The sequence below is a fragment of the Alteromonas sp. KUL17 genome (assembly GCF_006538305.1).
In the GTDB taxonomy this organism is placed as follows: domain Bacteria; phylum Pseudomonadota; class Gammaproteobacteria; order Enterobacterales; family Alteromonadaceae; genus Alteromonas; species Alteromonas macleodii.
Genome location: NZ_BJKJ01000017.1, coordinates 1 through 21,407, shown reverse-complemented (window position 1 = coordinate 21,407; position 21,407 = coordinate 1). Strand labels below are relative to the sequence as shown.

Here is a 21,407-nt window from a genome sequence, read left to right as displayed (position 1 = left end):
TCGAGGTCTAAGTTTAGTGGTAAAGCTGTATTAGTTCACAACTAGCTAAGAAAAGAGTTAGGTGCAGATCTATTTCGGCATTTTATCTTAAACTGTCTTCGGTGATTAGCTGCACGCCCTTGATTGTGGAGCTAATTTCAAATTCGTCAATGGATAGTAAGCGTCTGGCAATCCCACCTAACGCTTCGCAAATTGCCATGGTAGCAGTTGCTCGATATCGGCGTTGGGCCGACTGAGTTCATCAAGGCAAGTCATCACATACTCGAACACATTAAGGTCGTTTGCTTTAGTAGTTTCGATGATGCTGTAGAGCACTGCGCTGGCGTTTGCGCCCGTGGCGGTTTGGCTAAACAGCCAGTTTTTCCTTCCTATCACGAAGGGTTTAATCGCGCGCTCAGCGCGATTATTATCGATATTCAATTATCCGTCGAGTGTATAGCGCGCTGGCTTTTCCCATTGGTTCAAGCAGTATTGAATCGCTTCGCCTAATTTGGTTTTCGGCAACACTTGTTGAACTGATTTCGTTAGCCATGTATGGAGCTGATTGAGTAACGGCAGGCTCTTTTCTTGTCTTGTGCTGTAGCGCACTTCCACCGTTTTATCTTTTAATTGAGTTTCGATGCGGTAGAGCTTTTGGATGTGATTCAGAGCCCAATCCGCTTTGCCACTACCTTTTTTACCTGCGCCTTTTTTGGCTTCCATGAACTTACGACGTGCATGTGCCCAACAGCCAATGAGTGTGGCTTGCGTTTGCTCATAGCCTTGATAGCCATCTACTTGCAGGTAGCCGTTATATCCATCAAGGAAGTCTACTGCGCATTGCCCAGCGCGACTATTGTGATAATCGTACAACACGATATTAGGTATCTCTGCATCGGGTATATTACCGTTAGGAGAGTCTGCGCCACTGGCGTACAGCCACATATAGCTGTTCGTTTTTTCAGACTCAACCACTTTTAGCGTGGTTTCATCCGCCGCTAAAACAGGTTGCTTTAACAGGTGTTGATGAAGCTGCTCGTAAAGCGGTTTAAACAACTCAGCACAGCGGATTATCCAGTCTGCCATCGTCTTACGGCTTAATTCAATACCATGCTGTTTAAACATAGCCTCTTGACGATAAAGCGGTAAGCCATACTGATATTTGCTGGTGATGATTTGACTTAACAAGCTTGGCGTTGCGTAGCCTTTTGGAATCACACTGTGAGGTACGGGCGCTTGTTTAATCGTGTTGCTGATACCGTTCTTTTCACAGGTACGGCATGCATACTTGGGCCGAACATGCTCAATTACTTTAACCTGAGCAGGGATTAACTGAAGATTCTCTGACTTATCTTCACCAATGCGGTGTAATTCGCCCGCACAACAGCCACAGATTTTTTCTTCGTCGCTAATATCGTGAACGATAACTTCACGAGGCAGGTCTTGAGGCAATGGTTTACGTACAGGCTTTTTACGGGTATAGCTAATCGTTTCTTCGGCTGTTTCAGATTCAACAACCAATTCTTCCGCTTCGTTAAACAACTCACCTTGCCCAGCGTGGCCTTCGGTGCTTTTACCGAACTGCTTATGCTGGGCAACGCGGAACTGTTCTTCTAAATAGGCAATCCGCGCGCTCTTCTCTTCAAGAAGCGCTTCAAGTTCAGCGATGCGGGATTGGTATTTTTTCTCTTTCATACTGCTATTACCCCGTATTAAGCTGCTGATTACCTTACATTATTAAGACTATTTCGTGATCGTTAATCGCTACTTATGATCACAGGTTATAAGCCGGATGCGTTGTAGTGCAACGGCTGATGCCCTACGACATCGTAGCCCGATAACAGCCATTGTAGCTGCTGTTCACTCATATGCATCTGTTTTAAGTTCGCATCGACAGGCCATTTAAAGCGATGTTTTTCGAGGCGTTTATACAAGAGTGCGAAGCCCGTTTTATCCCAATAGAGTATTTTGACCTTATCGCGCTTTTTGTTACAGAAGATGAACAGTGCATCGCGAAACGGATTAAGGTCCATATCCTGCTCAACCACGACAATTAAGCCGTTAATCGATTTGCGGAAGTCGACAATATCCATGTACAGATAGATATCGGCAGGCTCAACGAACATCTTCATTCGACCAATGCCTTTATCACAGTAGCAACCCAGTGAGGATTAATCGTTGTTGGCACGGTAAGTTGAGCATTTCCAAGTTGCAGGAGAAGTTCTCCACCCGTTGCTTCGGTGTAGGATTCAACCTTCGTGACTTCACGTTTCACCTGAACGAACTTGCTGCTTGTTCGCTGTAACCGAATATCTCGCCGTCTAGTGTAATAAGTTTGAACATTAATTTGCTGTTGGCGACAAAACTCCACCGCGGTGAGTCCACTTTGCTTTTGTTGTTCAAATAGATTGAGCCAGTCTTGGATGTCTCTTGGTTGATGTTGCTGCATGGTCATTCTCCTTAGCAAAAAAGAACACCATGCCGTAGCTGACTTATGAATTGAACGTGGGGGTTATCGGACGGACACGATGTGAAAATTGCATACTCCACTTACAATTCTAACGTCGATCAAACCCTGTTTAATATGTTCAATGTTGGCGTGGATTTGTCTTCTAACATCGAAGACTTCGACGGGGATGGTATCGCTAATGCTGTAGATACAGACAACGATAACGATGGCTTAACCGATGAAGAGGAAGAAAACTTAGGTACCTCGCCGGTAAATGCAGACACTGATTATGACGGTGTTAACGACCTCAACGATGCTTTTCCAACAGATAGCTCTGAATGGGCCGATACAGACGGTGATGGTATAGGTGATAACTCTGAATTACCTGTAAGGGCCGACGTAGATGGTGACGGCCGCGCTGATATTGTATGGCGTAATGCTAGCGATGTTCGAGGCTGGAATTTTCTTTGGACAATGAATGGTGAAGATGTTCTTCAGTCTCGCCCTATTAATGTTGTACAAGGAGAAGATTGGCAGCTTAACCTTGGTGATTTCGACGGAGACGGAAAAACGGATTTATTTTGGAGAAACCCCAGTTCACACGGTGGTTATAACAGACTCTATCTAATGAATGGTTTCGATATCTTGTCCAGCCCCGTAATAGCACGTTTAGATAGTGACTTCAAAATAGAAGCTATTGGAGACTTAAATGGTGACGGCAAAGACGACATAGTATGGCGTAGGCTAAGCACCAACCAATTAGCAATTTGGTTCATGGACGGAGCTAGTAGACGTAATTTTTGGTCTAACAGTATTGGGAATGTGGTCATTGAAGGTATTGGAGATTTTAATGGTGATAGAGTTAAAGAACTTATCCTTCGAGATGGCCAAACCTTAAAAGTATGGAGCTTAGAAAGCGGGGAAAGCAACTTTAACGAAGCCATCTTATCTTATGGGGCCCTAGCCAATGGATACTTGCTGGAACAGGAGACATGGACGGTGACGGTACTGAAGATCTTATTTGGCGCAACGTTCAAGATGGTAGAAATAGTGTCTATTACATGGCAAACGGAGTCATTAGAGAACAGAAATTGTTGCCGCAAGTAGGCACTGCGTGGTCGTTAGCCAAAGTAGAAGACTTTAATGGAGATGGTAAAGTTGACTTCTTGTGGCGAAACGAGTCGTTTGGCGGTCGCAATATTGTCCATATCATGGATAACACTAATCGTATCGCTGCAGGTGTCGTAAAACCAGTCGGTGGTACATGGTTTATGGCAGACTAGCTATTCCTCTAGGGCACTATATTCACAGTGCCCTGACTAGTTCTTAGAAGTCAGTGCCGCCCCTTACGATAGCTTACATTTAGCCTTAATATTCTATTTACTCCGAAAATATGAACTAGTAGAGCTGGATAGTATTTTATAGCCGTAATATGGAGTAACTTTTGGTATAGTAGTAAGTCAGTTGGGCGACACCCGCTTTTCCATCAAGCATTCAAGTTTAAATTAGGGATAATTTATGAAGACGTTTTTAGCCATAGCGGTTGTTCTTTCTATTGCATTTTCTCTTTTTGCGTTGAATAACGACATTTCTGAACAGAGTAATGTTGATAGCGTTCGCCTCGGTAAGGAAGAACAGGCAGAGTACACTAGCGCAAATAATCATTCCCACTCTGGTGACATTGACAAGATGTCGAAAGCAAAACCAAATTCTAATAATATCATTAGTCTGTCGTCGGCATATAAAGCTAATAAACAAGAGCGAAAAATAGAGACTGAAACAGTAGGTCAGCCAGAACAAGTGTTAACATGGATTGATGATGATCAGACATTAGAAGATATAGATGTAGAAATGGGGTTTGAAATGCCGACAGAGTATGACCAACTAATGTTTGATAGCGAGCTGAGCGCTGTTCAGCAAAATACTAAGCCGAGCAATGAACTCATTCGTTCCATTGCATTATCGAAAGAGGAGATTCTTTCGATTAGTTCACCAGAATTAGACGGTTTGATGATAGAAGAAGACTTGCCAGTCTTCCTCCATTATGGACCAACATTGAAATTTAAGACATTAATATCTGTTTGAGAGAAAATCATGAAAAAAGTGTTTGTTGCTGGCCACAGAGGGATGGTTGGTGCTGCTATTGTTAGAAACCTAGAGCAGAGAGAAAATATTGAAATTATCACCAGAACACGTGCTGATTTAGATCTTACTGACCAGAAAGAAGTAAGCCGTTTCTTTGCTGACAACAGTATTGATGAAGTTTACTTGGCAGCTGCAAAAGTTGGCGGTATACATGCAAACAATACCTATCCTGCAGAGTTTATCTATGAAAACTTAATGATAGAGGCAAATATCATTCATGCAGCACATGCAAACAATGTTCAGAAGCTTCTATTTTTAGGTTCTAGCTGTATCTATCCTAAATTAGCCGAACAGCCAATGACTGAAAGTGCGCTGTTAACAGGAACGTTAGAAGAAACAAACGAACCTTACGCAATAGCAAAGATTGCAGGAATTAAGCTATGCGAAAGCTATAACCGCCAATATGGACGTGATTATCGTTCAGTAATGCCGACAAATTTGTATGGCCCTCACGATAACTTCCACCCAGAGAACTCTCATGTAATACCTGCTTTACTTCGTCGTTTTTATGAAGCAGCACTGCGTGGAGACAGCGAAGTAGTCGCGTGGGGAAGCGGCAAGCCAATGCGAGAATTTTTACATGTAGATGACATGGCAGCTGCGAGCATTCACGTAATGGAACTTGACGACGAAACTTATCAAGCCAATACCCAACCTATGCTCAGCCATATTAATGTAGGTACTGGTGAAGACTGCACCATTCGTGAATTGGTAGAAACCGTTGCAAAAGTTACAGGCTTTAAAGGCAATATCGTTTGGGATACCACTAAGCCTGATGGCGCCCCCAGAAAGTTGATGAATGTTTCTAGACTTCACGATTTAGGTTGGAAACACACATATGATTTAGAACGTGGTCTGCAGCACGCTTTTAATTGGTTTCTAGAAAATCAGGATAACTTCAGAGGGTAAGTTTTGGCCTTTTTAAACAAACAAGCGTTTACCGAGGTTATTGATAGAACGCCTTTGGTGTCTATCGATTTAGTAGTAGAAAATGAAAAAGGTGAAATACTTTTCGGCTTAAGAAAAAACCGCCCTGCAAAAGATTATTGGTTTGTTCCTGGGGGGCGAATATTAAAAAACGAAACCTTAGACGCTGCATTCTTGCGGTTAACGCTGAATGAGTTAGGCTTTGAATTTAGCCGATCCCAAGCACGTTTATTGGATATGTATGAACATTTCTATGATGATAGTGTGATGGGAGAAAAGCCTTCCACACACTACGTTGTAGCGGGCTATCATTTAAAGGTTCATCAGAACAGATTGGCATTGCCTATTGGCGATCAGCACAATGAATATAAATGGTGTAAAAAATCGAAAGTAAAAAGCGATAAAAGCATTCATAAACATTCATCCGACTATATGGATGCTGTGCTAAGCAGTGAATTGAGCGAGGAATTGTAGTTGCTTTCAAAACTATATAAAAAATATAAGAACCGTAAGCGTAGAGTTAAATATGAAAAAGGTTATGCGACATTTCATATTGATGAGCTATCAATTTTTAAATTTTCAGGTTGGGCACATGTAAATCATCTTGAAAACGCTAAACCTTGCCATGTTTTGTTCAAACTAAACAACACAATAATTTGTCAAACCCAAGCTTCTATTTTTAGAGAGGATCTTAAAAAAGCCGGAATAGGGAATGGGGGTTGTGGTTTTAGCGTTGAGCCTAATTGGCAGGCATTCGAGGCAGGTAGTAATGTTATTGTGATGTATGTTAATGATAAGCCGGTTCATGTTTTTAACGTTACAATTACGACTAAACAATTGATGGTAGCAATGACTGGCCAAATCCATCGACAAATTGATTTAGCTAAGGCAGAAATTATTAAGTCCATTAGCGGTCGATAAAAATGGCTAGTATTCGCTATTTTTTGTTAGATCCTGGGTTTGAGGATTTTGATTCTCACCATGGCTCGGTTGCTGAGACGCTTATTGGCGATGCATCATCAACCCGTAAGACGATTACAGTACTTGCGTCTAAAAAGCTAAGCAATTCTGTGAAAAATTTAAAAGGGAAGATTATTCCCTTTTTCACCACGCCTTGTTACACAAATAACCTCGAACCTTTACCTGCTTTTAAAGAAAACGAACTCGCTGAAAAGTTTCAGGCTGAACTTAGCGATTTATTTCGGCGTTATAATATTAATCAAAATGATGTTATTGTTCTTCACACTGCTTTCAGTCATTTGTTTCTAGGGTTAGCAAAATTTTTAAGCTGTATTCCAAAGTTGCATATCCCAAAACTAATAGTCTGTGGAATGTTTGACCCTGGAATAGCTTCTCCCAAGTTTATGGATGAAGCTATGCGCTATAGCTGGTTTATTAAAAATAAGCTTTCACTTTCTTTTCTCGCACGTAGTTTACCTTCGGAAAAACTAGTTTTCGCTACAAGCTGTAATGAGTACAAAATTGGTTACGAAGCGTTGACTGGTGCTTCCTTCCTTATTCATCCAGCAATAAACTATCAACCCTCACAACCATTCAGCCGTGAAATAAAAGGCAGAAAGCGTTTGTTATTGTTTGTTGGCAGCGTGAAAGAAGACAAAGGAACCAGTTTCATACTGAATAATTCGGAACACCTATGTAAAAGTTTTCCCAATGTAGATTTTGTACTGCATTGGAATACAAATTCGCCGGGAAGTATAGAATATAAACACGCTGAATCTCAACTTCGTAGATTAGGTAGTCGGGTTAACAACTTCGACGTATTATTTGGTACCCTAACAACTGAGCAATATGAACTACTATTTGATAGTGTTCAAGGGGTTATCGCTTCGTATATGCCGAACAAGTACAAGTATAAAACTTCGGGGATTTTCTGGGACGTTTTACGCCGAAGTCATTGTAATCTTTTATGTTCGAAAGGAACTTGGTTGGAAAGAGAGTCTAATTTTATGGAGGAACGTGCATACTTCTTTGACTACGGTGATATAGACAGTATGATACGGGCTATAAAGGAATGGGAGATTGATGAAAGCTCAGTAGATTTGAACTCTACACAGTATAAAAATGCCATTTGTAGATCTTTCTCAGAATGGCTCCTTTCTCGCTTTTGAAGTTCAAAATAACGCTAAAATTGCTGTGAAATAGTGAATACTTAAATACAGACAGCAATCAAAATTTATCAAGAAGGGCATTGAATTAATGACCTTAAATATTTAGTCACAAGTCTCTTGCTTTGTTTTTTCACTGGCTAAATATTTTGACAATATATCGGAAAAGTTTATGAAAGCTATTTTTCACTTCCATCTTTTTAAAAATGCAGGCACTTCGTTAGACGCCTCGTTCAAAGAAAATTTTGAGGCAGGTACTGAATGGTTAACCGAAGAGTTTCCAGCTAACCCAGCAAAAAATAGAGAGTTAGTTAAGCGGTGGATAGAGAACAATAAATCTGCGAAATGTTTTTCATCACATACTGCCCAGTTACCTGTGCCGAGCGTAGATTACTTTAAACTGTTACCTGTTATATTTATCCGTCATCCTATTGATCGAATAGCCTCCGCATACTCGTTCGAGCGGAAGCAAGGTGGTAACGGTTTCGGAGCAGTTCTTGCGCGAAATACTACTCTTAAAGGATATATTGAATCGAGAATCGCTCTCGGACATGACAGACAGTGTAAGAATTTTCACACAGAGCGTTTCGCTTATATGTTTGGGGCTGAGCACGGTTCAGAGCTTGACAGGGCAAAGATGGCTGTAGAGCAACTACCGTTTGTTGGCCTTGTAGAGAAATTCAATGAGTCACTTGAAAAGCTTGAGTCGTGGCTGATTAACGAAGGATTTGAAGGGATAAATATTGCTCCAAAAGTTCAAAACGTGTCACGTGATACTTCTAAATCAATTGATGAGAAAATTGCAGAGATACGTGAAGAGTTGGGTGAAGAAGCCTTTGAATTTTTAGTTCAAAATAACCAAGACGATTTTGAGCTTTATGAGTTGGCAAAACAAAAATTTAGCGAGTAGGTTGAGATAATGAGCACGAGAAAAGGAATAATATTAGCTGGCGGATCTGGCACACGTTTGCACCCGTTAACTAAGGTAGTCAGTAAGCAGTTAATGCCTGTTTACGACAAGCCGATGATTTTTTATCCGTTAACCACGTTAATGATGTCGGGCATCCGTGATGTACTCATTATCACTACGCCTGAAGAGCAACAACGATTTATTGACCTCATTGGCGATGGCTCTGCGCTGGGAATGAATATTCAGTACGCGGTTCAGCCTTCGCCAGATGGCTTGGCGCAGGCATTTCTTATAGGCGAGCAGTTTATTGGTAACGATAGCTGTTCTCTAGTTCTTGGTGATAATATTTATTACGGCCACGACTTAAAACTGTCTTTGCAGAATGCGTATAAGCAAGAACATGGTGCAACGGTGTTTGGTTATCACGTTAATGACCCTGAACGCTACGGCGTGGTAGAGTTTGATGATGATTGGAACGCGCTTTCTATAGAAGAAAAGCCTACTGCTCCTAAATCCAACTACGCCGTAACAGGTCTTTACTACTACGACAACCGCGTAGTCGATTTTGCTAAAGAAGTTAAGCCATCCCCTCGTGGTGAACTTGAAATTACCGACCTTAATAATTTATATCTTCAAGATGGCAGCTTGAAAGTAGAGCTAATGGGCCGAGGCTCTGCTTGGCTTGATACGGGCACACTAGACTCACTTCTTGATGCAGCAAACTTCGTTGCGGCTATCGAAAAACGCCAAGGGTTGAAAGTATGTTGCCCAGAAGAAGTGGCCTATAGAATGGGCTATATCAACGCTGAGCAGCTTGAAAAGCTTGCGGCACCACTAAAGAAGAGTGGTTATGGCGATTACCTGCTTAAAGTGATTAACGATAGAGTTAAGATCTAGCTTCATATCAAATTCTAAAAGGTGGCATTGCCACCTTTCTTCTTATTTTAAATTGCCAGTTTGTACGGAAAGTAAATGCAAGTAATTAAAACAGACATCCCTGATATAAAAATCATCGAGCCTAAAGTATTTGGTGACGAGCGAGGTTTTTTTCTAGAAACCTTTCGCACCGACTGGTTCAAAAAAGAGTGCGCAGATGTAGATTTTGTTCAGGATAACCACTCTAAATCTAGGCAAGGTATCCTTCGCGGCCTTCATTATCAAATGGAGCAAACCCAAGGCAAATTAGTACGTGTAGTTAGCGGTGAAGTATACGATGTAGCCGTAGACATGCGTAAAGACTCACCTACATACGGTAAGTGGGTAGGGGTAACGTTATCAGCAGAGAACAAACGTCAGTTATGGGTACCTGCGGGCTTTGCTCACGGCTTTTACGTAACCAGTGATTCTGCTGAGTTCGTGTATAAGTGCACAGACTATTATCACCCGGAATCTGAAATATCAGTTAAGTACGACGACCCTACATTGAATATCGACTGGCCATTAGTAAATGGTGAGAAGCCTTCTTTATCAGGTAAAGATGAGGCGGGTTTGGCATTTGTTAACGCACCTACGTTTTAATTGTCATTGATTTTTTTTCACTGCTTTTTATTGGTGTTTTACTAGGTATTAGCGATTAATGAATATTGTAATTATAGGTAAGTCTGGCCAGCTAGCTTTTGAGCTTTCTCGTGAACTAGAAAATAGCGAGCATCAAGTCACGTTTTTGGGGCGTGATGATATTGATATTACGAGCGCCTCAAATATTGAAGAAACGCTATCGCCTTTATCGGCTGAAGTTGTAATAAACGCATCGGCCTACACAGCTGTTGATAAAGCAGAAGAAGATACCGAGGCGTGCAATGCTATTAATACGCTTGCCGTTAAAAACTTAGCAAACTTCTGCAATGCTAACGGCGCCTTCATGGTGCATGTGTCTACTGACTATGTATTTAACGGCCACAAGGGTTCACCCTATTTAACTGACGACACCATTGAACCGCAAGGTGCTTATGGCAAATCAAAAGCAGAAGGCGAAAAAGCGCTGCTTGAAATACTGCCAGATGCTAGCTGTTTAATTCGTACAGCTTGGGTTTACTCGTCTCATGGTAATAACTTCGTGAAAACCATGCTGCGTTTGATGGCTGATAAACCTCAGTTGGGCGTAATAGATGATCAAATTGGAACGCCTACATGGGCTAAAGGTTTAGCTGAAGTTTGTGTTACTGCCGCTTTGAATAAAACCAGTGGCGTGTATCACTGGACTGATGAAGGCGTAGCAAGTTGGTACGACTTTGCGCTAGCTATTCAAGAATTAGGTGTTGAGAAAGGCTTGATAGGTAACGCTATCCCAGTATTGCCAATTCCATCTAGCCAGTACCCTACGCCAGCTAAGCGCCCCCATTACAGCGTGCTAGATAAACAATCTGCTCGAGAAGCGTTTGCGGCGTGTAAGCCCACGCACTGGCGTAAGCAATTAGCCAGCATGCTAGACGAATTGAAAGCGTAAGTGACAAGAACAAGATTATACTTTTGGTAAAAAGAAAATGAGTAAAACAATTTTAGTAACAGGTGGCGCGGGCTTTATTGGTTCTGCAGTAGTTCGCCATCTTATAAACGACACTGACCACACAGTGGTTAATTTAGATAAGCTAACCTACGCGGGTAACTTAGAGTCATTAACTTCGGTTTCAAGCAGCGACCGCTATAGCTTTGAACAAGTTGATATTTGTGATGCTGAAGAAGTAAAGAGAGTGTTTAATACGCACCAGCCAGATATCATAATGCACCTTGCGGCAGAGTCTCATGTAGACCGTTCGATTGATGGGCCAGGTGAGTTTATTCAAACTAACGTTGTGGGCACATACACGTTGCTTGAACAAGCAAGAGCATACTGGTCAGCACTTGAAGGCGATAAAAAAGCAGGGTTTAAGTTCCACCATATTTCAACCGATGAAGTATATGGCGACCTTCCTCACCCCGATGAAGTTGAGCCGGGAACGGAGCTTCCACTGTTTACGGAAACAACCCCATATGCACCAAGCTCGCCATACTCAGCAAGTAAAGCAAGTTCAGATCAGCTAGTGCGTTCGTGGCTTCGCACCTATAAGTTGCCAACCCTTGTAACTAACTGCTCAAATAATTACGGGCCGTACCATTTCCCGGAAAAGCTTATTCCACTAGTTATTCTAAATGCCCTAGCTGGAAAACAGCTGCCTGTGTATGGCAAAGGTAATCAAATTCGTGATTGGTTGTATGTTGAAGACCATGCCCGGGCATTGGTAGTGGTTGCGCTTAATGGTGAAATTGGTGAAACCTACAATATCGGTGGCCACAACGAAAAGCAGAACATTGAAGTGGTGCAAACTATTTGTTCAATTCTGGATGAAGTTAAGCCAAAAGATAGTAAATACGCTGATCAAATTACCTACGTACAAGACCGCCCAGGGCACGATATGCGCTATGCAATCGACGCAAGCAAAATTGAGCGCGAGTTAGGATGGAAACCGCAAGAAACTTTCGAAAGCGGTATTCGTAAAACCGTAGAGTGGTATTTAGCGAATGAAGGCTGGTGGAAAGCGGTTCTTGACGGCAGTTATCAAGGTGAGCGTTTAGGTACGGGTAGCTAATCGACTTCTATTACATTTATAGCCTCAGCTTACTCTGTTAGCTGGGGCTTTTTTTTGAATGCAAAACTCTTGGTGGTCTGTATGTTGCTTATTTATAACTAGAGCAAAATAAATCACTAACGCCTCATACTGAACATCGTGGTTTGAGGCCAAATGCACCGTGTCGCAAGTGCTATGCAAATATAAGCACCTTTATGATGCATTGTTCATGAGATTTTCAAAAAACTCTGGCAATATACGTGAAAATATTTAAGTAATTACGTCTATCGTTGATAGTTAGTAGGATTGGAGAAACAGTAAATGGAAAGTACGTTAGCTAAGTACAAAATAGCTGTAGCAGGCACAGGCTATGTAGGGCTTTCAAATGCAGTGCTACTTGCGCAGCACAATGAAGTGAAGGCAGTCGACTTAGTTCCGGAAAAAGTTGAGATGCTTAACAACAAAACGTCTCCAATTGAAGACAAAGAAATCACTGAATATCTAACAACTAAAGAGCTAAACCTTGAAGCTACGTTAGATGCACAAGTTGCGTATAAAGACGCCGATTATGTTGTTATTGCAACACCAACAGATTACGACCCTCAAACTAACTACTTCAATACAGGTAGTGTAGAGGCGGTTATCAAAACAGTGATGGAAATTAATCCTAATGCTGTGATGATTGTAAAATCGACCGTGCCGGTAGGGTTTACTAAAGAAGCAAAAGCCCGCTTCGGTTCCGACAATATTATCTTCTCGCCAGAGTTCTTGCGTGAAGGCAAAGCGCTTTACGATAACCTTTACCCTAGCCGTATTATTGTGGGCGAGCAAAGCGAACGAGCAGAAGTTTTCGCTAAGCTACTTCAACAAGGTGCAATTAAAGAAGAAATCGACGTGCTATTTACCGACAGCACTGAAGCTGAAGCGATTAAGCTTTTCGCGAACACTTACTTAGCAATGCGTGTGGCTTATTTTAATGAATTGGATAGCTATGCAGAACGAAACGGCTTAGATACAAAACAGATTATTGAAGGCGTAGGTTTAGACCCTCGAATTGGTAAGCATTATAACAACCCAAGCTTCGGCTACGGTGGTTACTGCCTACCAAAAGACACTAAGCAGTTACTTGCGAACTACAGTGAAGTGCCGAACAACATGATACAGGCCATTGTAGATGCTAACCGTACGCGTAAAGATTTTATTGCCGATTCAATAGTAAGCCGTAAGCCGAAAATTGTAGGCATCTATCGCCTTATCATGAAGTCTGGTTCTGATAACTTCCGTGCAAGTGCGATTCAAGGCATCATGAAGCGTATTAAGGCGAAAGGTATTGAAGTTGTAGTTTACGAGCCAGTGCTTAAGGAAGAAGATTTCTTTAATTCACGCGTAGTAAACGACTTAGAAGAGTTTAAGAAAATCTCTGACGTAATCGTTGCCAACCGTGTAACGGGCGATATCGAAGACGTACTCGATAAAGTATACAGCCGCGACCTGTTCAACGCTGACTAACAAAATGAATTGAGATTGCGAAAAGCATCAGTCTTTTCGCAATCCTCCCCACAAAAAACTTCCCAAATCCCAAAATTCAAAATAGAATCCGCACCAATTCAACCCCTGCCATTAAGCCTCACGCTTATTCACACCCGGCGGGGAAGAAGCATGCTTTAAAATATTGGGGGCAGAGTACATTTCTTCCTCCAATACTATCTGTTCACTGGTTACTAAAACCAGTAAACAAGGTGTTGAGTTCATGCTACCTACCATATTACCCAGTATGAACTTCGTTTCGTTTTAGTTTGCTTTTATTAGCGGAGTCGTTATGAATAGGCTGCGTGAGCTTTCCAGCCAAGTAATGGATGTTTACCAATCTCTTTCTGAAGAATTCAGCGCATATCAATCAAGTCAGTCGTTAAACTGTGTTGAGAGATGCGGCGCATGTTGTAATAAACCCGATATTGAAGTGTCGCCTTTAGAGATGTTGCCATTTGCATTGCATTTGTTTGATATAGGGCAAGCCGAACAAGTATTCGATGAACTTGAAAGTTATAGCGGTTTTGCATGCAAGCAATATCAACGCTTGAGTTTGGACGGTACAGAAGGTTATTGCGGAATTTACGAATACCGCCCGGGGATTTGCCGTATGTTTGGTGCGGCAGGCTACAAAACAAAATCAGGCGAAGCAACGCTTTCGGTATGCAAACCAATAAAGCAAGCCGTACCTGAAAAATATGCGGCTGCACTTATCGCCATACAGCCACAGCGCTCTGATGTGTTTGAGTATCCGTTGGTTGTTGATATTGCTGCAAACAGTACAAGTCACGTTGTAAAGTCTAAGCCGCCAATGATCGCAGAAGGTAGGCAAAAATTAGCACAATTAGATTATGAATTGGGTGAAAAGCTTATGCCTATCAATGACGCATTACGTTTTGTGTTAGAAAAAATTCTGACATTAAGTTTTTATGCGCAAGATACAGATGATGGTGTTGCTGCTTAGACAAATAGAAAGCATAAAATGTACTCTGACCCAATAACTCAGAGCGTTACGCTAGAATTTCGCGTGCCGATTCCACTATTGCCTCACTAATTGTGTAGTCGGCACGGCTTTTACCGGTAATGGCGTAGTATCTTTCGTTAAGCGTATTGGCGTTACCAATACAGTGCACACCATACTGTTCCTCTACGTGTTTAGAAATAGCAGAAGGTGCGCAGAATACGCCGAAGTCCTCGCTGCCGAATAACTTCAGCAACGCTGTATCATCGAATTCAGCAACAATTTTAGGGTAAAGCTGTTCTGTCTCAAGCCAGCTTGTGAGCGCGTGGCGTATTCCCGAGGTGTTACCTTGAATAAGCAGTGGCATTTGGTTTAAACAGTCTGGGAATTGTAACCCTTCACCCAAGGGGGATTTAGCGAAAAAGCTTAACGAGCTTTCTCCCAAGAAAAAACTGTTGGCGCTAATCTGTGTTCCCGGCGCAATGCCTCTGTCGGCAACAATAAAGTCGATAGCGTTAATAGCGAGTTCCTTTAATAAACCGTCAAAGCTATCTTCTTTAATGACGTACTTCACCTGCGAGTATTTGCGCATGGTATCGTGCACAAAATCGTAAAAAAGCACTTTTGGAATACCATTTGTAATACCTATTACGAATTCTTTCGTATTCACTTCATCGCTATTGTTAAGTATTTCAGCCAGTTGGTTACCCTTATGAAATATTTCGCTGGCATACTGATAACTAACTTTACCTCGTGCGTTCAGGTACAGCCGTTTGTTTATTCTATCGAATAACGAATAACCAAGCTGACTTTCAAATGTACTCAGTTGCCCGCTTACGGTTTGAGGGGTAACGTGGAGTAATTTAGCCGCTTTGGCGATGCTGCCTTCGCGCGCGACAAGATAAAAATAATATAGATGATGGTAGTTTAGATGATGCATACTTTATCTAGACGCTAGATTATTAAAATAATAGAGGGTGAGAAAAAGTACTCTGACTCCATTATTCATAATAACAACTATTTCCGATGAACTATTAAGAATATAACAGATTTATTCTAACTAACCATTACAATACACTATAAGTGTTGTTTCATAAGTTCGGTAAACAACGCATAACCGATTTTTCAAGCTAGCGGTATATTGAAGACATAACTATGGCTAAACCAATAGATTTACGTAAAACGCGAAAAACACTTTTTTCGTTATTAAAACCTGAGGCTGGCTTTTTTTGGGTTGCTATTGCTTACGGCGTGGCAATCAGTTTGATGACACTGGCAGTACCTATTGCGGTACAAACGCTAATTAATAGTATCGCCAATATTGGCTCTACCCGAGCTGTAGTCATACTGGCCGTTATCCTGTTTCTCACTTTGTTTACATCAGGGGTCTTCAGCGCTCTTCGTATGCGCGTGATGGAATTTTATGAGCGCAAGGTTTACGCGCGTCTTACCGCTGACTTAGGGCTTAAAACTATTCTAGCGCCGCATAGTTTTTTCGAAGGCCGACAAAACGTAAGCATTACGCAGCGTTATTTCGATATTATGACCTTCCAAAAAAACATACCTTCATTAATGATTGATGGCTTTGCATTGGTACTGCAAATGCTGGTGGGTTTCACATTGGTTTCTTTTTACCATCCCGCGCTTTTTGCATTTAATGTAGTACTGCTCTTAACCATGTACGCCGTGTGGAAAATTTGGGGCCGCGGCGCTAAGCGCACCGCAATTGAACTCTCTCACGCTAAATATGATTCGGCGAAATGGCTGCACGACATTGCCATTGCCCATGAGTTTTTTAAGTCTGCCGATCATGTGGAATATGCTGGCCGTAGTACCGAAGGTTACATTAGTAACTATGTTAAAAAACACAAAAGCCACTTCCATTACACCTTTTCACAGGTGGTTATGTTCCTATTGATGTATGCGGTAGCAAGCGCGTCATTGTTAGGTATTGGTGGTGTACTTGTTGTGCAAGGCGAATTGTCTATTGGTCAGTTAGTCGCGGCTGAACTGGTTATGTCTGCCGTATTCTTCGGTTTGTCGCGTTTTACTCAGTACCTTAAATTATATTATGAACTGTATGGTGCAGCTGAAAAGCTGGGTGGTGCTTTGGCAATGCCTCAAGAAGAGCTAAATGCTTCAGAGCACATACCGGCATCGTCTAAACTCGTTTTTAACGACGTAGAATTAAAACATGGCAATGATTCTTGCAACCTCAACGTGGTGTTTGAACCAGGCACAAAATATTTTGTTACCACAGACAAAAGCTGGGTTCAAAAGCAGTTGCTTGGGCTCTTAAAACAATACGACCGTGTTAAATCAGGCGATATATTATTAGGTGAACTTAGCCTAAACGATTACGACACCCATGAACTTAGGCAAGCAGTTACTATTTTAGATCGCTCTTTAATTATTGAAGTATCTATAGAGCGCTATCTAAAACTAGCTCATCCACAGGCTACCATTGCTGATATTCGAGCAGCGCTTGAAGAAGTAGAAATGACGAAGGTTATCGATAGCTTGCCTGAAGGTTTGCAAACCAAAGTGTCGGTATTAGGTGCGCCTTTACAACCTCTAGAGTTTTTATTGCTTAAACTTGCCGCCGCAATTGTTGGTAAGCCTAGACTCCTTATTTTGAATCAGCACTTTGATGCGATACCTGTTGAGCTAAGAGCACGACTACTTAGGCGCTTAAGCAAATACGACTTTACTGTTATGTATTTTACCAATATGCCAATACCAGAATGCTTCGAAGGTGTTTTGCACTTACACGACAACGCAACGGCCATGTTAAATGAGTATACCAATGGTGAATCGCCGATTGTCAGCGTACAAGAAAGTGTCAATGCTACAGATACAGTAAGTACTAATCATCAAACGGCGGCCACGCAAATAAACGATGTAAAAAATGATAAGGAGGGTGAGTAAGTGAATAACGCAGAACGTCGCTTTTTAGACAACATTACTTCATTACCTTCTTTGAAAGTACCTAAGCTACATCGCGTTATTACCGGCGTGATCATTTTCTTAGTGCTGGCTGCCGGATTAATACTGTACTTTACCCCTTGGATCCAAACTGCCTATGGAACGGGTATGGTCGACTCGCTCGACCCTAAAGACAGAACCCAGCCCATTAATGCCCTTGTCGATGGGCAAGTAAAGCAATGGCACGTAAGGGAAGGGCAGCAGGTAAAAGCAGGTGAGCCTATTGTTACGCTAATCGACATTGATGCTCAACGTCTTGAGAAGCTGCAGTCTCAGCTTTCGGCAGCAAACCTGAAAAATCAAGCTAATGAAACCGCGGTAAGAAATGCCGAAAACAACTTGGCGCGCCAAAAGTCTCTGCAGGAGCAGGGTTTGGTATCACGCAAAGAAGTAGAACAAGCTGAAATCAAAGTACAAGAACTTAGGGCGAAAGCCGCAGCATCTGTATCTGAAATCAACGAAGTAAGTATGACGTTGTCTCGCCAATCTACCCAAACTAAGTTTGCGCCTGTAGATGGCACAGTGGTGCGCTTGCTATCGGGCGGCGTGTCTACCTTCGTAAAATCAGGCGACATTTTAGGTCAGTTTATTCCTGCCGATGCCAAGCGTAGTGTCCGTGTAACGGTAAGAGGGTTGGATGCACCACTAGTAAAACCCGGCGCGAAAGCTCGCCTGCAGTTTGATGGGTGGCCCGTTTTCCAATTTAGCGGGTGGCCAGGAAGCGCAATAGGAACCTTTGGCGGTGAGGTGGTATACGTAGAGCCAGTGGCAAACGCAACGGGCGATTTTAACGTTTGGATAAAGCCTGACGAGGCAGACATCCCATGGCCAGCTGAAAGCTCTGCCCGTTTAGGAAGCCGAGTAAAAGCGTGGGTGCTACTAGAAGAAGTTCGATTAGGTTATGAAATGTGGCGACAGCTGAATAACTTCCCTCCATTGCCGACTCAGCAATCATCATCTGGTGGTGCGAAAGGCTCAGGAGCATCAATATGGTAATGCGCAGATTGTTTTTTACTGCACTTGCGCTAACCATGTATATAGGCAGCGGCACTCCGGGCCTGTCTGCGCAGACGCAAAATACCTATCAAGGGCAAAGCCAAAATGCTCGATTAGCGCCAACCATCGAAGTGCTGATTGATAGTATGGTGAACTATCACCCGTATGTGCTGGCAATTAATGAAGGTAACTACCAGGCCGCCGCTGAACTTGAAATAGCAAGAAGCAGTTTCGACCCCTTTATTGAGCAGAAAACAAAGAGTCGAGTGTCGGGTTATTACGATGGAACAAACCTCACTCAGCGCTTCACCAACCCAATTGAGGATTTTAATGCTTCTGTATTTGGCGAGTATCGCATTGCCGCTGGCGACTTTCCTAGCTATGAAGGGGGTTACGATACGCTATCCGCTGGCGAGGCAAGTGTTGGCGTTGCTATGTCGCTTTTGCAAAATCGAGAGATCGATAAACGTAGAACTGAGTTGCGAAACGCTGGTCTGGCTACATCCCAGTGGCAGGCATTAGCGACAAGCCTTATTAATGACTTTGTCTACAAAGGCGTCAGCGAATACATTGCATGGTATGAAAGTGCTTTACAAATTCAAGCCGTTACTGAGTTACTAAATACAGCGTCAGAGCGTGAAAAAGCGCTGGTCACTCGAGTAGAGAAGGGCGACTTAGCCAGTATTGTTCTTACCGAGTTTAAAGCTAATCTACTTCAGCAGCGTTTAACATTGGCCGAGCTTAAACAAAAACGAGACATGCATGCAAAAATGCTATCTTTTTACTGGCGTTCACCTAATGGTGATATGCTAGCAATTAACAGCGAGCAGCCGCCTAATGAAATAAGCTGGCCTTTCTGGGTTGGTAACGGACAACTGGTTTCACTTCGCAATGCACTGCGTAACCACCCTGAATTAGACGTAATGAAGTTGGAACAGCAGGTGGTACAAAATAAGGTAGCGCTTGCTGACAATGCATTACTACCAAAACTTGATCTTACCGCGTCTATTGCTAGAGATGTGGGGGCGGGCTCGGAAACACTTGAGGGCACTGAAACAAAAGTAGGCTTGTCGTTCTCTTATCCGCTAGGCAACAGGAAGGCGAAGGCAGAGCGCGCTCAACTTCAGTCAAAGCAACGAGAGCTTGCACACAAGCTAACATCAACGCAGCAAGCTATCGTTCAACGATTCGAACAAGCTTTTATTTATTGGTCGCAAGCTAAAGATATTGTGGCGCTGCAAAGCGAAAATGCGGTACTTGCGAAAACCCTATCGAGAGTGGAAAAAACACGCTTTGATGCAGGTGATAGCGATATGTTTGTATTAAACGCGCGAGCGCAAAACGAGATTAAAGCGAAGATCAAAGAAATTAAAGCTAGGGTGGATTTGTTAAAAGCAGAATTAATGCTCTATAAAGAAGCGGCCATGCTGCACTCATTCGATAGTTGATGGTTGTTACACTCATCGAGTGTTGTTAGAGAGTACATGGAAAGTGCCGCTTGTCGTTAGCTACTTAAAAGTTAATAGGTACAAAAAGGATGTTAGCGTTTAAAAGACAATAGCCTCGGTAGTTTCTAATAACGAAGTGACTAATGAGCTGACATTAAAAAACGGCGTACTGAGTTCAATACGCCGTTTTTTATAAACCTAGTCTTAAGGGCTTAATTGCCCAATGCACTATTAACGTCATCCTCGTCCAGTCCGGCAGACATCGCGTATTCCCTTAGCTTTTCTTGAGATACACCGGCGTGTTGTGCTGTATTCAAAATACGCATAACTTGCTCACGCTGCTGGGCCGACTCTCTCACGGCCGTTTCAACTACCGTTTCCGCTTCATTAGGAAATACGGCTAGAAGTGCGTCTACTACATACTCGCCAACAAAAGGAACAGCGTTTAATGCGCTAGTCATAATATCGACAATCTTGTTTGGATGCTCTTTAGATAATGTTTGTACAATACTGTCTGCCGCATCGGGTTGAGTTAATACGGCCACGCGTACAATTTCATCTAATTCTTCAGGGGTAGATACCGCCGCTGCTTGTACTACAAAATCAACATAGGTCGGTTCTGCCTTAATAGCCAGCTGTACGATGTTAGGGCAGCTACTCACTTCTTTCTCAATAGCCAGCTGAACAATCTCTTCGGTAGAAGCTGGTTGTGCAGAGATAGCAGCAAAAATGATTTCTCTGTATTTGTCGGGATAAGTGTCTAGAGCAATATCTACAATAGAAACGATCTCTTGTGGGTAATGACCAGCTATTGAACTAATAGCTCTACCCACAGACATGGTTTGTTCAACCTGACGCTTTAAAAAGGCAGTTTGAAAATGATTCGATTCATCAACGGCGACTACATTACTTGAAGTGCTTGGTTGAATGGAATCACTAGAAGACGCATCTTGTGCCATTGCTACAAAACTAACATGAGAGGCTAGTACTGCAGATGATAGCAATGAAAGAGTTCGTAACATAAACCCACCTTTATAATTATCGCGTAGTCAATTTATGACACTACCAGTATTAATACATTTATAAAAAACGCAAAGCGCTAAACATCGACGCTTATATACATTCTTATACGTATTCCTTTACGCTGGCTTTAATATCAGCAACTAATACCAAGCACTTTAATAATAACGGCAGGATCAAATACTACTTTAAGAACTACTACTTTATAGGATCTGAATTCCTATCCTATTAGTAATTAGTCCATATTGTCTACTAATTATCACATTTGAGCGAAAAATAGACGGTTAGTTCAGTTTTTTCAACTTTTTCAAAATAAGTGTTGACGTGAGCGCTCATTTCCCTAAAATGCGCATCCGCTTCGGGGGGAAAAGCAAAACAGCAAGCCT

Annotated in this window: 22 protein-coding genes and 1 pseudogene; 17 read left to right on the top strand and 6 right to left on the bottom strand. The window is 42.3% G+C overall.

What is annotated here, in order from left to right; genetic code table 11:
- Positions 1-177: 177 nt before the first annotated feature.
- From KUL49_RS14510 to KUL49_RS14500, 3 genes and pseudogenes are all read right to left on the bottom strand, one after another.
- Positions 178-1,674: pseudogene (locus KUL49_RS14510) on the bottom strand (IS66 family transposase).
- A gap of 86 nt (positions 1,675-1,760) precedes the next feature.
- Positions 1,761-2,111 (bottom strand): IS66 family insertion sequence element accessory protein TnpB, encoded by a 351-nt coding sequence (gene tnpB / locus KUL49_RS14505; protein ID WP_131137761.1) that lies wholly within the window; start codon positions 2,109-2,111, stop codon positions 1,761-1,763.
- Positions 2,108-2,428: a hypothetical protein gene (locus KUL49_RS14500; RefSeq protein ID WP_131137760.1), complete on the bottom strand. Its 321-nt coding sequence runs from the start codon at positions 2,426-2,428 to the stop codon at positions 2,108-2,110. The genes tnpB and KUL49_RS14500 overlap by 4 nt, the downstream gene beginning before the upstream one ends.
- A gap of 81 nt (positions 2,429-2,509) precedes the next feature.
- On the opposite strand from KUL49_RS14500, the gene KUL49_RS14495 reads away from it, so the two are divergent.
- The 13 genes from KUL49_RS14495 (at position 2,510) to KUL49_RS14435 (ending at position 13,590) form a co-directional block, all read left to right on the top strand.
- Complete coding sequence (locus KUL49_RS14495; RefSeq protein WP_131137759.1) at positions 2,510-3,535, top strand: VCBS repeat-containing protein; 1,026 nt, start codon at positions 2,510-2,512, stop codon at positions 3,533-3,535.
- A complete protein-coding gene (locus KUL49_RS14490; RefSeq protein WP_131137758.1) occupies positions 3,421-3,711 on the top strand; it encodes a VCBS repeat-containing protein in 291 nt (96 codons plus the stop codon). The genes KUL49_RS14495 and KUL49_RS14490 overlap by 115 nt, the downstream gene beginning before the upstream one ends.
- Before the next feature lie 235 nt (positions 3,712-3,946).
- Entirely contained in the window at positions 3,947-4,513 is a 567-nt protein-coding gene (locus KUL49_RS14485; protein WP_131137757.1) for a hypothetical protein, read from the top strand.
- Positions 4,514-4,522: 9 nt separating this feature from the next.
- Positions 4,523-5,482: a GDP-L-fucose synthase gene (locus tag KUL49_RS14480; protein WP_131137756.1), complete on the top strand. Its 960-nt coding sequence runs from the start codon at positions 4,523-4,525 to the stop codon at positions 5,480-5,482.
- Positions 5,483-5,485: 3 nt separating this feature from the next.
- A complete protein-coding gene (locus KUL49_RS14475; protein ID WP_131137755.1) occupies positions 5,486-5,974 on the top strand; it encodes a GDP-mannose mannosyl hydrolase in 489 nt (162 codons plus the stop codon).
- Positions 5,975-6,421 (top strand): hypothetical protein, encoded by a 447-nt coding sequence (locus tag KUL49_RS14470; RefSeq protein ID WP_131137754.1) that lies wholly within the window; start codon positions 5,975-5,977, stop codon positions 6,419-6,421.
- 2 nt (positions 6,422-6,423) lie between these two features.
- The gene (locus tag KUL49_RS14465) at positions 6,424-7,629 is read left to right on the top strand and encodes a glycosyltransferase (protein ID WP_131137753.1); all 1,206 of its coding nucleotides are present in this window, start codon (positions 6,424-6,426) and stop codon (positions 7,627-7,629) included.
- Between the two features lie 169 nt (positions 7,630-7,798).
- A complete protein-coding gene (locus KUL49_RS14460) occupies positions 7,799-8,536 on the top strand; it encodes a sulfotransferase family 2 domain-containing protein (protein WP_131137752.1) in 738 nt (245 codons plus the stop codon).
- 9 nt (positions 8,537-8,545) lie between these two features.
- A complete protein-coding gene (rfbA, locus tag KUL49_RS14455) occupies positions 8,546-9,433 on the top strand; it encodes a glucose-1-phosphate thymidylyltransferase RfbA (protein WP_131137751.1) in 888 nt (295 codons plus the stop codon).
- A 75-nt stretch (positions 9,434-9,508) separates the two neighbouring features.
- The gene (gene rfbC / locus KUL49_RS14450; RefSeq protein WP_131137750.1) at positions 9,509-10,054 is read left to right on the top strand and encodes a dTDP-4-dehydrorhamnose 3,5-epimerase; all 546 of its coding nucleotides are present in this window, start codon (positions 9,509-9,511) and stop codon (positions 10,052-10,054) included.
- A gap of 58 nt (positions 10,055-10,112) precedes the next feature.
- Positions 10,113-10,982 (top strand): dTDP-4-dehydrorhamnose reductase, encoded by an 870-nt coding sequence (gene rfbD / locus KUL49_RS14445; RefSeq protein WP_131137749.1) that lies wholly within the window; start codon positions 10,113-10,115, stop codon positions 10,980-10,982.
- Positions 10,983-11,019: 37 nt separating this feature from the next.
- Positions 11,020-12,102 (top strand): dTDP-glucose 4,6-dehydratase, encoded by a 1,083-nt coding sequence (rfbB, locus tag KUL49_RS14440; RefSeq protein WP_131137748.1) that lies wholly within the window; start codon positions 11,020-11,022, stop codon positions 12,100-12,102.
- A gap of 300 nt (positions 12,103-12,402) precedes the next feature.
- Complete coding sequence (locus tag KUL49_RS14435; protein WP_131137747.1) at positions 12,403-13,590, top strand: nucleotide sugar dehydrogenase; 1,188 nt, start codon at positions 12,403-12,405, stop codon at positions 13,588-13,590.
- 111 nt (positions 13,591-13,701) lie between these two features.
- On the opposite strand, the gene KUL49_RS21245 is transcribed toward KUL49_RS14435, so the two are convergent.
- Positions 13,702-13,833: a hypothetical protein gene (locus KUL49_RS21245; RefSeq protein WP_258312656.1), complete on the bottom strand. Its 132-nt coding sequence runs from the start codon at positions 13,831-13,833 to the stop codon at positions 13,702-13,704.
- 67 nt (positions 13,834-13,900) lie between these two features.
- On the opposite strand from KUL49_RS21245, the gene KUL49_RS14430 reads away from it, so the two are divergent.
- Complete coding sequence (locus KUL49_RS14430) at positions 13,901-14,575, top strand: YkgJ family cysteine cluster protein (protein WP_131137746.1); 675 nt, start codon at positions 13,901-13,903, stop codon at positions 14,573-14,575.
- 46 nt (positions 14,576-14,621) lie between these two features.
- Here KUL49_RS14430 and KUL49_RS14425 read toward each other — a convergent pair whose 3' ends face one another.
- Positions 14,622-15,512, bottom strand: a complete 891-nt coding sequence (locus KUL49_RS14425; protein ID WP_131137745.1) for a LysR family transcriptional regulator — start codon at positions 15,510-15,512, stop codon at positions 14,622-14,624.
- A 215-nt stretch (positions 15,513-15,727) separates the two neighbouring features.
- Between KUL49_RS14425 and KUL49_RS14420 the strand changes: the two genes are divergently transcribed.
- From KUL49_RS14420 to KUL49_RS14410, 3 genes are read left to right on the top strand one after another with little or no spacing between them, the layout of a single operon-like run.
- Entirely contained in the window at positions 15,728-17,500 is a 1,773-nt protein-coding gene (locus KUL49_RS14420) for an ABC transporter ATP-binding protein (RefSeq protein WP_242633846.1), read from the top strand.
- Positions 17,501-18,553 carry an HlyD family secretion protein gene (locus KUL49_RS14415; RefSeq protein ID WP_131137744.1) on the top strand — a complete coding sequence of 351 codons (1,053 nt, stop codon included), beginning with the start codon at positions 17,501-17,503 and terminating at the stop codon, positions 18,551-18,553.
- On the top strand, positions 18,547-20,001 hold the full coding sequence (locus KUL49_RS14410) for a TolC family protein (protein ID WP_242633845.1): 1,455 nt from the start codon (positions 18,547-18,549) through the stop codon (positions 19,999-20,001). The genes KUL49_RS14415 and KUL49_RS14410 overlap by 7 nt, the downstream gene beginning before the upstream one ends.
- 212 nt (positions 20,002-20,213) lie before the next feature.
- Here KUL49_RS14410 and KUL49_RS14405 read toward each other — a convergent pair whose 3' ends face one another.
- On the bottom strand, positions 20,214-21,023 hold the full coding sequence (locus KUL49_RS14405) for a hypothetical protein (protein ID WP_131137743.1): 810 nt from the start codon (positions 21,021-21,023) through the stop codon (positions 20,214-20,216).
- Positions 21,024-21,407: the final 384 nt, after the last annotated feature.